The 14,256-nt window shown below is 52.2% G+C and carries 13 protein-coding genes and 2 pseudogenes; 4 read left to right on the top strand and 11 right to left on the bottom strand.

Annotation, left to right across the window (positions count from 1 at the left end; translation table 11 throughout):
* Window positions 1-92: 92 nt before the first annotated feature.
* The 4 genes from KRAC_RS77690 to KRAC_RS54310 all read right to left on the bottom strand — a co-directional run bounded on the left by KRAC_RS77690 (window position 93) and on the right by KRAC_RS54310 (window position 1,667).
* Complete coding sequence (locus KRAC_RS77690; RefSeq protein WP_244422604.1) at window positions 93-308, bottom strand: helix-turn-helix transcriptional regulator; 216 nt, start codon at window positions 306-308, stop codon at window positions 93-95.
* A 60-nt stretch (window positions 309-368) separates the two neighbouring features.
* Entirely contained in the window at window positions 369-530 is a 162-nt protein-coding gene (locus KRAC_RS77695; RefSeq protein ID WP_244422605.1) for a hypothetical protein, read from the bottom strand.
* Window positions 527-811, bottom strand: coding sequence for a hypothetical protein (locus tag KRAC_RS77700; RefSeq protein WP_244422606.1), 285 nt, complete (start codon window positions 809-811; stop codon window positions 527-529). The genes KRAC_RS77695 and KRAC_RS77700 overlap by 4 nt, the downstream gene beginning before the upstream one ends.
* 256 nt (window positions 812-1,067) lie before the next feature.
* The gene (locus KRAC_RS54310; RefSeq protein WP_007921801.1) at window positions 1,068-1,667 is read right to left on the bottom strand and encodes a cysteine hydrolase family protein; all 600 of its coding nucleotides are present in this window, start codon (window positions 1,665-1,667) and stop codon (window positions 1,068-1,070) included.
* 120 nt (window positions 1,668-1,787) lie between these two features.
* Between KRAC_RS54310 and KRAC_RS54315 the strand changes: the two genes are divergently transcribed.
* On the top strand, window positions 1,788-2,282 hold the full coding sequence (locus KRAC_RS54315; RefSeq protein ID WP_007921803.1) for an Lrp/AsnC family transcriptional regulator: 495 nt from the start codon (window positions 1,788-1,790) through the stop codon (window positions 2,280-2,282).
* A 13-nt stretch (window positions 2,283-2,295) separates the two neighbouring features.
* Here KRAC_RS54315 and KRAC_RS54320 read toward each other — a convergent pair whose 3' ends face one another.
* The 5 genes and pseudogenes from KRAC_RS54320 to KRAC_RS54350 form a co-directional block, all read right to left on the bottom strand.
* On the bottom strand, window positions 2,296-2,871 hold the full coding sequence (locus tag KRAC_RS54320) for an IS110 family transposase (protein WP_157508236.1): 576 nt from the start codon (window positions 2,869-2,871) through the stop codon (window positions 2,296-2,298).
* A 631-nt stretch (window positions 2,872-3,502) separates the two neighbouring features.
* Complete coding sequence (locus KRAC_RS54325; protein WP_007921805.1) at window positions 3,503-4,921, bottom strand: IS110 family RNA-guided transposase; 1,419 nt, start codon at window positions 4,919-4,921, stop codon at window positions 3,503-3,505.
* Between the two features lie 625 nt (window positions 4,922-5,546).
* Window positions 5,547-6,569: pseudogene (locus KRAC_RS54330) on the bottom strand (RNA-guided endonuclease InsQ/TnpB family protein); the annotation flags it as partial.
* A gap of 489 nt (window positions 6,570-7,058) precedes the next feature.
* Window positions 7,059-7,352, bottom strand: a pseudogene (locus KRAC_RS54345) (RNA-guided endonuclease InsQ/TnpB family protein); the annotation flags it as partial.
* A 186-nt stretch (window positions 7,353-7,538) separates the two neighbouring features.
* Entirely contained in the window at window positions 7,539-8,453 is a 915-nt protein-coding gene (locus KRAC_RS54350) for an AraC family transcriptional regulator (protein ID WP_007921809.1), read from the bottom strand.
* A gap of 162 nt (window positions 8,454-8,615) precedes the next feature.
* Between KRAC_RS54350 and KRAC_RS54355 the strand changes: the two genes are divergently transcribed.
* Together KRAC_RS54355 and KRAC_RS54360 are read left to right on the top strand one after the other, a co-directional pair.
* On the top strand, window positions 8,616-9,575 hold the full coding sequence (locus KRAC_RS54355) for an NADP-dependent oxidoreductase (protein WP_007921814.1): 960 nt from the start codon (window positions 8,616-8,618) through the stop codon (window positions 9,573-9,575).
* Window positions 9,576-9,930: 355 nt separating this feature from the next.
* Window positions 9,931-10,683 (top strand): SGNH/GDSL hydrolase family protein, encoded by a 753-nt coding sequence (locus KRAC_RS54360; protein ID WP_007921815.1) that lies wholly within the window; start codon window positions 9,931-9,933, stop codon window positions 10,681-10,683.
* Window positions 10,684-10,806: 123 nt separating this feature from the next.
* On the opposite strand, the gene KRAC_RS54365 is transcribed toward KRAC_RS54360, so the two are convergent.
* Complete coding sequence (locus KRAC_RS54365; protein ID WP_040448463.1) at window positions 10,807-11,973, bottom strand: IS701 family transposase; 1,167 nt, start codon at window positions 11,971-11,973, stop codon at window positions 10,807-10,809.
* Between the two features lie 111 nt (window positions 11,974-12,084).
* On the opposite strand from KRAC_RS54365, the gene KRAC_RS54370 reads away from it, so the two are divergent.
* Window positions 12,085-12,876, top strand: a complete 792-nt coding sequence (locus KRAC_RS54370) for an IS5 family transposase (protein ID WP_007921816.1) — start codon at window positions 12,085-12,087, stop codon at window positions 12,874-12,876.
* A gap of 108 nt (window positions 12,877-12,984) precedes the next feature.
* Here KRAC_RS54370 and KRAC_RS54375 read toward each other — a convergent pair whose 3' ends face one another.
* Window positions 12,985-14,217, bottom strand: coding sequence for an ISAs1 family transposase (locus KRAC_RS54375; RefSeq protein WP_007904960.1), 1,233 nt, complete (start codon window positions 14,215-14,217; stop codon window positions 12,985-12,987).
* Between the last annotated feature and the right edge of the window lie 39 nt (window positions 14,218-14,256).

Raw genomic sequence — 14,256 nt, forward strand, 5'->3', positions numbered from 1 at the left:
AGAACGATCAGGTTTCTCCCCTTTCGGTGTTCAAAGGCGCTCATCATGTCAATTAATACTCTCCAACGTATTCTCCGTTTGCTTGGCTCTGCCTATGGCCAAATGTCTTTTCTCTCTCTGTGAACTGCAGAATGTGGGAGTCGGCTGTGATGGAGCAGTTCAGCAGGGGTTTGTCCAATAAAGCGCGTGAGCGATCTCGTCAGATGCGGCTGATCGTAATACCCTGCCTCCAGAATGGTGTCGGGGATCGAGACGCCTTGCTGTAAGAGGAGGGTAGCAGAGCGAGCACGCTCGATTTGTCGCGCCATGTTCTGGGTGATCCCGGTTGCCTGCAAGAAGTGATACTGGACGGAGCGTGGCGTGAGCTCTTAGATCTGCCCTTGTAAGGCTGCCTCAACGACGGGATCGTGAGCCAGCAACCCGGCACGCACCAGCCGGTTCACAAAGATCTCCGCATTGTCAGAGGTAGGAAATTCCCAGGCAGAACTAGAGAGCCAGAAGGTGTTACATGTCACTTCAGGTAGGGTCACCCCGTATCGGCGAGACTTCTGGTAGGCAGATGTGGCAGAAACGTGCCCAACTTCAAGAGGATGCCAAACCACTCCCCATCGGAAGGGCTGCCCCCAAGAGGCGTGGCTTTGGTCTCTGGCCCTCGCACTGTCATCGTAATCTTGCCATGCAGTTTGGTGACCACCAGTTCACAACGGCTCACGGCAATGGAGAGAAACGGGGCTGCACCCTCGCTATGGCTGCGCCAGATCCGTTCGACAAAAGGCGAGTCCGATGGCCTTTCCTCATCAATGATAATCATCTCTCTCCTCTCGTTTCCAGGCTAAATTCGCTTCCCATGATAGCACAACCATTATTCCTTTAGTAACTATCTCAAAATAGACAACCTATGCAATCGTCGATACCATAAGAGGGCACAAGCGAGTTGGATAAGAGCCAGGAAGTTTTCAGATTGATCCGTTTGCGTCCTCTGAGAGCGGGAGGATCGAGTTGAGCCAGGAGAGGAGCGATTTGTTCCCAGAGAAGATCTGGGATGTGCCAAATGGTTGGGATGTCTTTCAAAGCGGTTCGGTTCCCCTGCCTTTTCCCTGTGTTGTCTGTATTTCTTCCAGAACCTCGTCGGTCGTTACCACTTGGGCAAATTCTCCGTGGATACTAGTTAAGCTGATCGCATGAATATCCTCTGCCCGGTGGAGCCTCCCATCGGGTCCCACTCGATCAAAGGTTGCGGTCGCGTCACTCACCAGATAGGTGAGGAAGCCCAAATTTCCTGCCATCCGAACGGTCGTTTCGACGCAATGATTGGTTGTTAGTCCAGTCACCACAAGCGTCGTAATGTGTCGCTGCCTCAACAGCGTTTCAAGTGATGTTCCGATGAAAGCACTGCTCACCTGCTTGGTAATCAGCGTTTCCCCTGGAAGGGGGTGTACCTGGGCTTTCAGAGCATATCCCAGGTTTGTCGGATGCAGGGGTGAACCAGCAAAGCGGGACTGATGTTGGACATGAATGATGGGCCACTGCTGATCGCGCCATGCTTCCAAAAGGCGAACAATGTGGATCTCCGCCAAGGGATTGTTTCGTCTCCCCCAGAGAGCATCATCAAATCCTTGTTGCACATCGATAATAAGTAAGGCTGTGTTGACAAATGAGAACGCCATAACGAGAACTCCTTCTCCTTTCATATTCGTCAGGAGAAGTATATACTCTTTTCTGGCCATTTTTGCTATACTCTCTCTGGAAAAAGGAAAGACTATCCGAAGATAAGATGGAGAAAAGTCATGACCACAAAAGAATCTTCACTTGAGCTTGATGAGATCGATTGGTGCCTTCTCGACCTCTTGCGCGAGAATGCTCGCTTGACCTTTGCCGAACTCGGTCGCCAGGTCCACCTCTCGTTAGCCGCAGTCGCTGAACGTGTGCGAAAACTGGAAGAGCATGGGATCATTAGCGGGTATCATGTCGCACTCAACGCGCGTCGCCTGGATTTCACCGTTCAAGCCTTTTTGCGCGTTACTTCCACGAAGGAAAACTGTGCACGAGTTGTCGCGCTCGCACAAACGTTACCTGAAGTGCGTGAGGCTTATCGAGTGACAGGGAGCGAATCCTATTTGGTAAAAGTGTACGCTGGATCCATAGCACACTTAGAAGAGCTCATCGATCAATTTCTCGCTGTTGCTGATGTCACGACTTCCCTTATTCTCTCCACTCCCGTTCAAAAGCCGGCTCTTGAGCGGATTCCGGAAAGAGCATACAGTTCCAAAGAAACGTGCTGAAGCGAGAGAAGTTCTATAGGGTGGAGAGAGAAGCCGTAGCCAGAGCTGCTGGAGTTGGGAAGCGTTCGCGGATAGCGAGTGCAGGAGGAAGATTCGGATCTTTGAGAACCTGGGTGAACTCCGGGAAAAGCTCATCGCAAATGGCAATGAGCTTATTCTTGCGTTGCGTTGCCTCACGCACTCGTTCATAGCGATGACGAATCAAGCCTCTGAGTTGAGCAGCAGTGGCATTGGGAGGAAAGGCTTTCCGCACAAGCTGGGTTTTGTCTGCCACTTGTATTCCCAGCGCGAGCTGGTTATACAGTGTATTGGCCAGGCCGAGGGCATCGCGTTTATCCGTTTTCATCACGGCAGAAGGCCGCTCCTGAACGTGCATCATATACACAAGCAAATCCAGTTCTTGAAGGAATTGTTGGAGCGCTTTGTGGTAATGGCCCGTTTTTTCTAGAAGGACTGTATAATGTTCAAGCGGAGCAAACTCACGCATGCGTTTTACCAGCGCTTGCGCATCCTTCCCGGCTATTCTCAAATGCCAGAGCAGGACAGGCTTCAAAACGTTGATGCCGTTCCAGAAGAGTTTTGGAAACAAAGCCAGCTACGTGCTTCGTGTTTCCAACATCAATGCCAAGAAAGAGCGATTCGTGCTGAAATAGCGGAACAACTTGGGGTGTCTTTTTCGCCTGTCTCGCGCATAGGCTTCATCCTTCCACGAGAGAACCAACAAGGCATGATGCCACAACCTGGGTGGATAGGCCAGCGCCCGTGGAGACACCGCTCCCATAGACAGGCCAGGAGTTCCACACGGTCTCCACAGACGTAAGGCGTATGGAAGACGAGGAGCAAATACTTGAAACGTCTCTGTTACTACTTCACGACTATCGCCCAGTGTAGCATGCTTTCATGCGTGCAACTCGCATAGAGGATTCTCTGGTGAATACGTCCCATAACGCGCCTCCCGTGCGGGATTCGCAGTGTAGCACAGCGTCAAGGCCAAGGCGAGCGCGCCCCTTCCACTCTACACCTCCACCGGCGCGGCCTTGACAGGCTGTGCTCTTGAAAGAATAACCCGCCCGGAGGGGACGCGGTCGCGGGCCCGGCAGACGGCTGAGAGTCACATCGCAGGAGGGACAGCTCACAGTCGTTGAAAAAAGAGAATGGGGACCGATTGGCGGCTCCAGCTGAGAGGGGCACCTTTCCCTCCTACGTAGTGCCTTTCACTGTTAAATTTGTACGATCCGGTTCTCTGGCAGTTTCTTCTTTAAGGGGTGGTAATGCCCGCTGCGATGGTGCTTGTGCAGTTCTGGATCATAGAGTACTGGTTCCGGTGGTGGTGTTCCAGGGGCAAGATGTCTGAGTGTTTCGTCATCTTGTTTGAGCAAGGCATAGATGAGTCTGATCAAGCGCCCTATCACATGAGCAAGAGCCTTTCCCTTTCCTTTGTAGGCTTGTGTTCTCTCATCATAGGAGCAAAGCCGAGGAACGAGGCGCTTGTACAATCTGGCCCATTCTGTCTCGGTCTTGATCGCGTTCCATGCCACTAGATACATGATCTTTTTCATTTCACGCGAGCCTCCCTTCGTGAGACTTGTCCGATCAAAGGAGACTCCTGTTTGTGCTCTCTCTGGTGCCCATCCGAAGTAGGACTTGAGATGAGCAGCATCCTCAAAATTGGCAATATGCCCGATAGTTGCAAGAATAGCTGCGGCGTACATAGGACTGATCGGGGGGATCGAGAGCAGAATCTGTCCTTCTCGGCTGCGTTCGACGATTTGAGCGACCTCCTGGTCTAGCCGCTCCGTGTGTTCTTGCATGAGACGCAGTTCCTTGATTAACAAACCTTGTTCAAGTATCAGGCTGCGCTGCCGAGCAACATCTTTGATCCCAATACTTTGGGCTGCCAATGATTGCAGTTGCTCTAGTTGCACTTCTGAAGGACGGCTCCCTCTTCTCACTTCACGCAATGTCACGGGGCTGGCTGTTGCAACAGCTTGTGGTGTGGGAAACTTTTCCCGGAGATCTAATGCTATCGATGAGTTTGGGTTTTTCAAGACCTGAGTGAGTTCGGGGAAAAGCTCGTCGCAGATGGCTGTGAGTTTGTTTTTCCTTTGGGTCGCCTCAGTAGCTAATTCATACCGATGGCGCATCAACCCTTTGAGCTGTAGCGCGGCTTCTGATGGGGGAACAGCCCGCCGGATCACCTGTAACTTGTTCGTGACCTGGACACCTAATGCTAACTGATTGTAAAGGTGATTGGCGAGCCTGAGAGCATCCCGCTTATCGGTCTTGAGCATGCCACCCTCTCGGCACTGGACATGCATTACGTAAGCAGAAATATCCAATTCGAGAAGGTATTGTAAAAGGGGACGATGATAATGGCCAGTTTGCTCCATAACTATGAAGCATTGCTCCAGTGGACAATAGGCGCGGATGCGCTCCACAAAGACTCGGAAACCTTCTCGCGATTGCTCAAAAATGAAGGATGGGCAACTCTCGAAGTGCCTGTGACGCTCTAGCAAGGTCTTTGAGACAAAGCCAGCGACGTGTTGAAATTTCCCGATATCCACCCCGATGTAGATGGATTCGTGAGGAAGCATGGGCAGGACTTTGAGATCTGGACGCGATTTTGTTCTGTTTGCCATAGGCTGATCCCTTCCATATGGCTTCCTTACCAGAGCATGCTGTTGTGAGTGGAGAGGCCAGAACCCGTGGATGTGGCTTGCCCAGATACACACGAAACGTTGTTTCTGGTCCTTCAAAGGCGTATGAAGAATTTCACGCACATCCCCCAGTTACGTCTAAAAGGTTGGCTCAATCAAGGGTAAAGGTTTGACAGGTTCGTCTCTCAAAGGAGCGACCTTTGAGTACCTCTCCACAGGTAACACGATGAAAGATGGCTTCAAAATTCAAGCTCTTGTATTCTCATCTCTCGTGTGTATCAAGGGTCCCAAAGTATCTCCCCCACTGAGCAGCCAGGGGTCTATCCCCATCACTCTTCAAGGAGTCTGCGAGCACTGTCCTGAGATAGCTAGTCCCAGGTTGGCTATCCACGCTCAAGAATACCAGAACTTTTGTTCAAAATCAAGATTCCGCCTGTCACTCTTCTCAGGTCATTTACTACTTTTGGATAGGTACGAAAAAGTTGATGGCTAAACAAGGACAGAAACTCTTGCGAGTGGGTGCGGCGGCTCATGATAATAGAAGCTTTTTGGACTATTCCGGTTTTCTTTTCTCCCTCAATTACTTTGTTTGTTAGAAGTCAGTACCCTACGGCGAAAGCCGAGGGCTTGGAGTTGTGTCTGAACTCCACCGCAACTCAGCATACCGTTTCAGGCGTGCGGCTTTGGCTTCATCGTCCGACACATCAGGGCGTACTGACAAGAGGCCCGTTCCTATCCAGTCTTGCCGGAGAAGAAGCGTTCGCATCGCAATATTCCTCGCGCCAACCAGATCGGCATGGAGTGTGTACTGACAATTCTGACAGAGAAAGAGCAAGCCCTTGTGTGGACGATTCTCTTTGCAGGTATGCCCACATTTGGGGCAGGCCTGCGAGGTGTAGTTGGCATCCACCTTGATCGCCATACTTCGATGCAAGAGCGCTTTATAAGCGATCATACTGTGCAATTCTGCAAAGGACCATTTGGAAAAGGCACGATTGGCTTTGCGCTGTTTGGCACTTTTGCCTTTCCGTCGTTTGGTACGCTCTCGAATATCTGTCAGATGCTCCAGTCCAATTACGCTTTGAGGATATTGGGTAACAATCCGTTTACTCACGACATGATTGGCGTTTGCTTTCAACCGTCTCTCTCGTCCACTGATGGCAACGAGCCTTCTCGTTGCAGAACGAGTGCCTTTTTTTTGCAGACGCTTTCTCAGTCGTGCAGAGTGGTGTGATTTGGCAACAATGGAGGTGTCAGCATGGAAGGTGCAATTCCCTTGTATTGTCGCCGTGACGGCAAGGTATCGCATCCCCACATCCACGCCAACGACGTGCTTGTGTGTTTCGGGGGTAGGATCAGCCATCTCCACTTGCAGGGAGACAAGGAGGTAAAATTGCTTCTTGGCTTTGTCATACCAGAGCTTCGATGCACCAATCTCCGTACCACGCTGGATCAATGCCACATGCTTATTGTAGCCAGTATAGGGCACAACGATACGTCCATCGAGCGTGAGAAGACTCACGTGCTGCTCTTTCTTGAACGCGTAGTCTTTCTTCTACTGGTAGGTCAACGTGGGAGAGAGAAACGTGGGAGCCTGATCAAGCCCTTTATAACGTTTCTTGGTGATACCTGTACCTGGACATACTTCTTGGCCGCAAAATGGGCCTTACGACGCAAATCTTGCCCGCCTTGTTTCTTGTAATACTGCTTTTCTCTCCAAAGGCACGACGCATAAAACGCCTCAAAGTACAGAGCTACTTGCATTCTGGCTTCGTGGACCGAAAAGCGTTTCTGCTTCAAGAACTCAGGCCAAAGTGGTCAGGATATGAGTCACAATTGCTAGACGCCAACGCGCAGGCCAACGCTCGCTTCTGCACCGATACCAAGAGTGACAGAACGCTGGCCAAAATGACGCAAATGCTGACCTCCAGTTCTCGCAGGGCGAGAAAGGACGCGCGAGAATTGAGTCACAGAGAGGCCGAGAGAACCTGTGGCCAGGATATAAGTCTCAGAACAAAGGAAGCTCAACAACGCTAATCAAGGCTAGATCTAGCTTGAGTGTCTCTGCGGCCATTTATATATGTCACTCATTTGGCCAGGAATTATGTCCAGGTACAATACCTGCCTTACGATGAGCAGCATTGTTCTTCACCTTTGTCCATAAGCCTTTATAGGTGGCACCAACTTGGCGAGGAACAGAACAGGCCATTTGCGAAGGCAGATGAAAACGGAGACGAATCTCATCGTAGGTGGCATCTTGCAAACGAATAGCATTACTCAATTTGCCATTCGCAAAGGCGTACTGGCTCACATAGTTGAGAGCATCACGATACGCCAGTTGCGTTGTCCGTAAAGCCTTGAATTGCTCGGACGTTGTATTCAATTTGAGTTTCGCTGTTAATACCGTTTTCATACGCTAAATTACATCATAGTTTTCATCTGACTGTCAATACTACGTGAGCAGATGAAAACATGTCTACGGCGTATTCCACCCAAGCCACCTCCAAAGGAACGCCGCATTCCTCCCCATGCCTGAAAGGGCTGGGGCATCCTGCGGCGTTTTCGGTGAATAGCCTCCAGAAAAGATTGTGGAGAGTGATTATCCAAACTGGCGATACTTGGCAGGAGGAATACCGACTTCTCGCTTGAATGCTTTGCGAAAAGCTGCATCCGAATCGTAACCCAAAAGCTGTGCAATCTTTTCCACCTTGATTTCATTTTTGAGCAATTGTTTTGCCTTATGCATACGCCAGCGAGTAAGATACTTCATGGGCGGTTCGCCCACAAGATGAGTGAAACGAGAAGAGAACACGGAGCGGGAGAGCGCCACTGCATCTGCGAGTTCCTCAACCTTCCACCCACGTTCAGGTGACTGATGAATCAGGCCGAGAGCTGTACTGATAGGCTGGTCACGAAGCGCCGCTAGCCACCCCTGTGAAGCATCTGCTTGCTGATCAATCCAGGATCGTATCACATGAATAAAGAGCATTTCCGTTAACCTCCTTAACATGACCTCGGTTCCAGATTGCTGTGAGGCTGATTCGTACGCAATGAAACGCACAATTTCGGCGAAGCCATGCGCCATTTTCCCCTGTTCCCCGAGAATATGGATGACTTTTGGCAAACAGTGGAGCAAAGGGAAACCGTCGGGCTGCTCAACGTGAAATGCTCCGCAAAGCATGATCATTTTGGGTCCTTCGTTCTCGGAAAGAAAGAGTCGGTGGTCACGATATGCCTCATAGTTTAAATGCACCGCCTGGGTTAGGGGTGATGTGGGTTCATCACAGAGCATATGGGCGTGCCCATGAGGTAACAACATGATATCTCCGTCTTCGACCCGGAGAGGCTCAGACTCCCCCTTGACATACAGGTACCCTCCCCCAAATTGGAGGATATGAAAGATCATATCCTGACTTGCAGCGAAATCAAAACGCCAGAAAGAAGTCATCTCCGTGCGTGAAGAGAGCCAACCTTTCAGCTCAAGGGTATTGAGTACATCAGTCAGAACATCCATACTATCCTCCCGTATTTAGGACGATCAAACATAATTTCCTAACAGTTTGCCATAGAATGTCTCGGCACACAAGAGTAAAGTATATCTATCAAGCGGAGCACTTGAGTTCGCGTAAGCAAGCTCAGGCACTTCAATAGTCCAAGATCAGACAAGGAGAAAACAATGACGGCAATGAAGGCAATACGGATACATAAGTTTGGTGGTGTTGATGTTCTGAATTATGAGGAGGTTGAGCGTCCTACACCTCAAGCTGGAGAGGTTCTCGTGCAAGTACGTGCTGCTGGTATTAACCCCATCGACACGTCATCGCGTCAATATCCTGTGCCCATCACTACTGGCACGAAAGCCTTGCCTTACACGTTGGGTTGGGACATTTCAGGCGAGGTGGTAGCCCTTGGTGAAGGCGTCACCCGCTTTGCACTGGGCGATGAGGTGTATGGAACGCTACGCTTTCCCGACGAAGCAAAGGCCTACAGTGAGTACGCCACGGCGCCTGTGGCAGATATTGCGCTCAAACCACGCCGGCTAACCCATCAAGAAGCTGCTGGCGCTTGCCTGTCCGCCTTGACCGCCTGGCAGGCATTATTCGAAGTGGCTCACCTGCAAGCTGGGCAGACCATTTTCATTCTTGGGGGATCGGGAGGGGTGGGCCATTTTGCCATCCAGTTGGCAAAATGGAAAGGAGCAAAGATCATAACCACGACATCCACTCACAACGTGGATTTTGTGCGTGACCTGGGGGCAGATATTGTGGTCGATTATACTCAGCAAGCTTTTCCAGAGGGCTTGGGCGGGGTCGATATCGTGCTAGACACGATTGGTGGGGAGGAACTGAAGCGCGCATTTCCAGTGGTCAAATCTGGTGGTCAGGTGGTCACGCTCACTGCTCATAAAGGGTCAAAAGCGCTTTGCGAACAACTCGCCCCCCACTACGGAGTAAGCTTTGCGCTGGTCATGGTCCATCCGTCGGGGGAGCAAATGGCTGAAATGGCTTCATTGTTTGATGCAGGTCATCTTAAAACGCACCTTGATGCCATTTTCTCCTTGAAAGACGTGGCTCAAGCACACAGGCTGAGTGAGGGTGGGCATATTCGAGGTAAAATCGTGTTGACCATTGCATAAGCCGATGTTGTAAAGGCAACGGTGTAGATCATTTTGTTTTGTGGGCGAAAATTGGACAATTCGGTGGGCGGTAAAACAGGCAAAAGATACATATACAACAGAGGAAACGGACTTGTTTCCGCTCTGCTGGCTGTTTTAGACTCCTTACTACTCACCCGCCGAATTGTCCATTTTCGCCCACAAAACAAAATGATCTACAAATATCTGGCTGTAGGAATGCCGATTTCTCGGACGATCAGACATAATTTTCTCACAGAATGGCATAGCTTCTTTCAATAACCAAAGGTACACTGAGGACTGCAACAACGATCAGCAGTGGCATAGAAACATCCCAAAGAAAAGGAGAAATTCTACGATGCATGCCAATACAAGTGAGCAGCAGAATGGTTCGCCGCTCTCTCAAGATCCGAGTTTCCAGTCAAATTGGAGAGGAGCGTGGTACGCAGCCCCCATGCGGATGCAGCCTGCGCATCTTACGAACCGCACGCTCGCGCAGGTTGTACATCTCCATGCCGGTGGGCGGCAAATCCGGCTCCGCTTTTCAAATCGCTATGGAGAGCGTCCGCTCGGGCTCGCCTCGATGACAGTTGGGCGCTCCCTCTCTGGGCTCTGGCAGAAGGCACCAGTCTGGCCTGTACTTTTTCAAGGGCAGGAACGCGTCTCAATTGAAGCTGGCGAAAATGTAATAAGTGATCCTATCAGCCTCCAGGTTGAAGCTTTCAGCAATCTCGTGATCAGCTTTGTGGTGACAGAGGGGGACATTTCTACTGGACACCTCATCGCCTCGCAGACTTCTTATGTGTCAACGCCTGGTGCCGAGAACGCCAGCACGATTCCGGCGGCTGAGGAACTCTTTGCTGCCTATTCACTTACGACCACAGCCTGGTGGGCTCTAATCGGCGTGGAGGTGTTGCCAGAGAAACTCACCAGTGTGGTTGTCGCGCTGGGTGATTCGACAACGGATGGCGCTTTCTCCACTATTGATGCGAACAGGCGTTATCCAGATTACCTGGCTCGCCGGCTCGCGACTCGCCGTGAAACGGGCGTTATGTCAGTTCTTAGTACTACAGCCGCACTTATGCAGCCCGCTTCTTTGCTCGCCGTTTGATATGGAATTGTTTGGCTCTGGCTTGATGTCGCCGACGCCAGCGTGACCAGTACAGAACACTTTCCGGCGTCGCAGGTGCTTGCCACACCAGCCGCCAGAGCAGGCGGCGCACTTCTGGGACCGTCAGGGGAAGAAGCTCTGCGACTTCTCGCTCCTGAAAGTGGGCCCCCTTTTTTGCCCTGCCACTTTGATCACCGTCAAAAACGCCAGGGCAAACATCGCCAAAGTGATATGCCGATACCACCCCTGCCAGTGCCGCACTTCGTATTCATCCAAGCCGACCTGCTGTTTGGCCAGTTCAAAGGCTTCTTCGACTTGCCATCGGCTGCCCGCTGTCCGCACGACCTGCTCCAAAGTGACTGCTTCTGGCGCGAAGACGAAGTAATAGGCGATCTCGGTGGGGTTGGACAAACTGCGCCGAGCCAGCAGCCACTGCTTCCAGCCCGGCTCGGTCCACCGGAAGTCCAGAGACTGCCAGGCCCAATCGTAGAAGCGCGGCCCTTGACTGCCCTCTCCCGCTGAAAGACGTTGCCACCTTTCGGCAGGCCAACTCGCCACGACTTCATCTGCCCGATGGCTGAGCCCAATGCGCTGGTTCTTCGGCACGGCCAGCACGTAGGGCTGCAGGCGCTCCTCCAGCCAGATGCGCAGTTTGGTATCCCCGCCATAGACGGTATCACCTGTCACCCACGTCGCTTTGACCCCGTGAGCGAAGGCACGCTCCAGCATCCGTTTGGCCAGCATTGGCTTGGGGATCGTGGTGCGCCGGTCCTCTGGGATCGCTGCCTCCTTGCACCGCTCGGGCTCCTTCTCCCAGTCGGCATGCAGATACAACTCCCGATCGAGCAGGACCGCTCCATACCGATTGGCGTAGGCCAGAAAGACTCCGATTTGGCAGTTGGCGATCTTGCCGACCGTCCCGCTGTATTGGGCTGCCACGCCTGCGGACTTGTTCCCTTTCTTGACAAAACCCGTCTCGTCGACCACCAGCACCGCCTCCGGGTCAGCCAGATGGGTGAGGATGTACTCCTGCAGGTCATCGCGCACCTGATCCACATCCCACTTCGCCGCGTTGAGCAAACGTTGCATCCCGTCGGGTGTGGCTTCTCTCGCCAATTCGGCGAGTTGCCACCCGTTTTTTCGCTCGGTGGTGCTTATTAACCCACGAATATAGGCCATGGCCCGCTGGCGTGGCTCCGAACGCTCAAAGGAGGGCGCTAACCGCACTTGCACTTCTTCCAAACGATCCGCCCAGGTACGCAGATCTTCGATTGAGGGAAACACTTCCATCTCTCTCCTCCTCGGATTGATTTCTCCCTCGTTGTATCACATAAGTGCGGCTGTAGTATTAGAGCGTGTTTGGGAATGCAAAGGGAGACATAATTTGATATACTGTAGGGCATGAATGCAACCTATCCAAGCAATCTTTCTGACGCTGAGTGGGAGTGCTTGCAACAACACCTTCCCTCCGATCCCTCACGTGGCAGACCACGGACCCATGCTCTACGAGTGATTTTTGATGCGATCTTTTACGTCTTGCGCACCGGTTGTGCATGGCGCTACCTGCCTTGCAATTTTCCGCCGTGGCAAACGGTGTTCTACCATTTTCGACGGTTGCGCCTCAAAGGAACCTGGTTTCGCCTGCTCACGACCCTGCGAGAAGCTGAACGCGAGCGTGTGGGTAGAAACGCGCAACCGAGCGCAGCGATCATCGATGCACAGAGCGTCAAAACGGTTGAGGAGTCAGCCAGCATCTGCGGGTTTGACGCCCACAAACACATCAAGGGGCGCAAGCGCCACATTCTCGTTGATACACTGAGCCTGCTGCTCTCAGTCTACGTCACGCCTGCCGATCTGCACGATAGTAAAGGTGCCCGGTGCTTGCTCGCTGGACTCGCCCCACTGTTGCCACGCCTGAAAAAGATCTGGGCGGATGCGGCCTACCGAGGCCAAAAATTGGCGAAGTTTTGTCTTGCCCAGGGTAACTGGGATCTGGAGATAGTAGAGCATCCTGCCGGCACACGTGGGTTCAGTGTTCAGCCTCGGAGATGGGTAGTGGAGCGAACGTTTGGTTGGCTTTCTCGCAATAGACGCCTCTCAAAAGATTACGAGCGAAAGGTGCAAACCAGCGAAACACTCATCCAAGTGGCGATGATTCGCCTGCTTCTCGTTCGTTTGGGGCGCAAAAACTGACCAATTTAGCCATTGGCATACTATGGCCGATGCGCCCTCCAAACTAACAGGCTTTCCCAGATGAGAAATCCCTGGTACGCTGCTGCAGGGCTTTTTGGTTTACCCGTATTACCGTGATAACTTGCCACACAGCAGTTGCAAGGCCTCGCGAGGCTGAGCACAACAATGCCGCATAGCAGAGGCGACATTGTTGACCTGCAACCAATCCATCATGGCGAGTCCCCCTCCATTAAGGGCTGCTAACGCTGCTGGAGCCCCTGCCAAACGGACTTGAGAGGCATCTTCACCCATCGTCACATCACGCCGATAGTGTAGGCGGTTTTCAATACACCAATGGGCTTGCTGCAACTGGAGTAAGCGTGCTGCGTTGGCCAGACGAGGCGGCAGATTGGTGAGACCATAGACGATCTCCTCACGCACCTTCCCATCCTTTTGATGCGTCGTGTGCCTGCGCAACCGGAAGACCTGTGCCACACCTGCCCATTGCGGCTCAAACCAGTCATTCATCAGCGTGCTGCTCCACAGTTCTCTGATTTCCAGGCGTCCATGCCCCTTTTGAACGCTCCTGGCATACTGCCACTGCTGGCGGGGAGCGTCTTCTTCCTCAAAAAAGTCGCGGAGATCTTCATAGAGTTGTGGCTGATTCAGCTTGGCAATCAGCAGATAGTAGCCTCCATAGCGCTCAACCGCCGCACACCACTTTGTTTGCGTATGCATGGCATCGGCACTAATGATACGCCCTTTGACCAAGGCGGGATGCAACAAGGCAGCCGCCGCACTGATCTCATTTTCTTTGCTGCGAACCCCACGTTGGGCGAGGACAATGCCGCTTTGGCACTCATAGAGGCAGAGCAGATGGACAGGAGGCTGCTCACTGCTCTGGTGTCCTAAGGTTCCTCGCATCTGTTTGCCATCCATGGCTGTCTGAATGAGCGGCTTCTCTTGACCTGGCTTGGAAAGCCGACCAGATTCCTCACCGCAGTGCTCAACCGCTCTGGCTTTCAGCACAACACCAGCCAAGACGGTGGCAATCTCCTGGTCATTACACTGACTGAGTGCAAAGGTGTAGGTCGAATTCGTTGGAAAGCGCCTCGGCCAGCCCAAATAGCCCTGAAGCTGCTCCTTTCTCTCGTCAATCCACTCCACAATCCCGTGGATACTGCTCTCTCCTGCCAGCTTTCCTAACAGCAGCAGCGTCAATATCAACGGAAGGGGATAACGTCTCCCTCGTTTGCCACGTCGATCTTTCACCTGAGCAAAGGCGGCGTAGAAGGAGGTGGGATCCACGTGAAGCGCTTCGGGAAAGGCTTTTTTCATTTCGTCAGATATGGTAAGGTACATCCAAGGTCATTTCTCGCTTTCTTAGGGGTGTTTTGAGTT

It is taken from the genome of Ktedonobacter racemifer DSM 44963 (genome assembly GCF_000178855.1).
Lineage (GTDB): Bacteria > Chloroflexota > Ktedonobacteria > Ktedonobacterales > Ktedonobacteraceae > Ktedonobacter > Ktedonobacter racemifer.

Bases quoted from the DNA above. Each gene is read 5' to 3' on its own strand.
- KRAC_RS77690 (WP_244422604.1), bottom strand. From the start codon at position 308: ATGGCGCGACAAATCGAGCGTGCTCGCTCTGCTACCCTCCTCTTACAG.
- KRAC_RS77700 (WP_244422606.1), bottom strand. From the start codon at position 811: ATGATTATCATTGATGAGGAAAGGCCATCGGACTCGCCTTTTGTCGAA.
- KRAC_RS54310 (WP_007921801.1), bottom strand. From the start codon at position 1,667: ATGGCGTTCTCATTTGTCAACACAGCCTTACTTATTATCGATGTGCAA.
- KRAC_RS54315 (WP_007921803.1), top strand. From the start codon at position 1,788: ATGACCACAAAAGAATCTTCACTTGAGCTTGATGAGATCGATTGGTGC.
- KRAC_RS54325 (WP_007921805.1), bottom strand. From the start codon at position 4,921: ATGGCAAACAGAACAAAATCGCGTCCAGATCTCAAAGTCCTGCCCATG.
- KRAC_RS54350 (WP_007921809.1), bottom strand. From the start codon at position 8,453: ATGGATGTTCTGACTGATGTACTCAATACCCTTGAGCTGAAAGGTTGG.
- KRAC_RS54355 (WP_007921814.1), top strand. From the start codon at position 8,616: ATGACGGCAATGAAGGCAATACGGATACATAAGTTTGGTGGTGTTGAT.
- KRAC_RS54360 (WP_007921815.1), top strand. From the start codon at position 9,931: ATGCATGCCAATACAAGTGAGCAGCAGAATGGTTCGCCGCTCTCTCAA.
- KRAC_RS54365 (WP_040448463.1), bottom strand. From the start codon at position 11,973: ATGGAAGTGTTTCCCTCAATCGAAGATCTGCGTACCTGGGCGGATCGT.
- KRAC_RS54370 (WP_007921816.1), top strand. From the start codon at position 12,085: ATGAATGCAACCTATCCAAGCAATCTTTCTGACGCTGAGTGGGAGTGC.
- KRAC_RS54375 (WP_007904960.1), bottom strand. From the start codon at position 14,217: ATGTACCTTACCATATCTGACGAAATGAAAAAAGCCTTTCCCGAAGCG.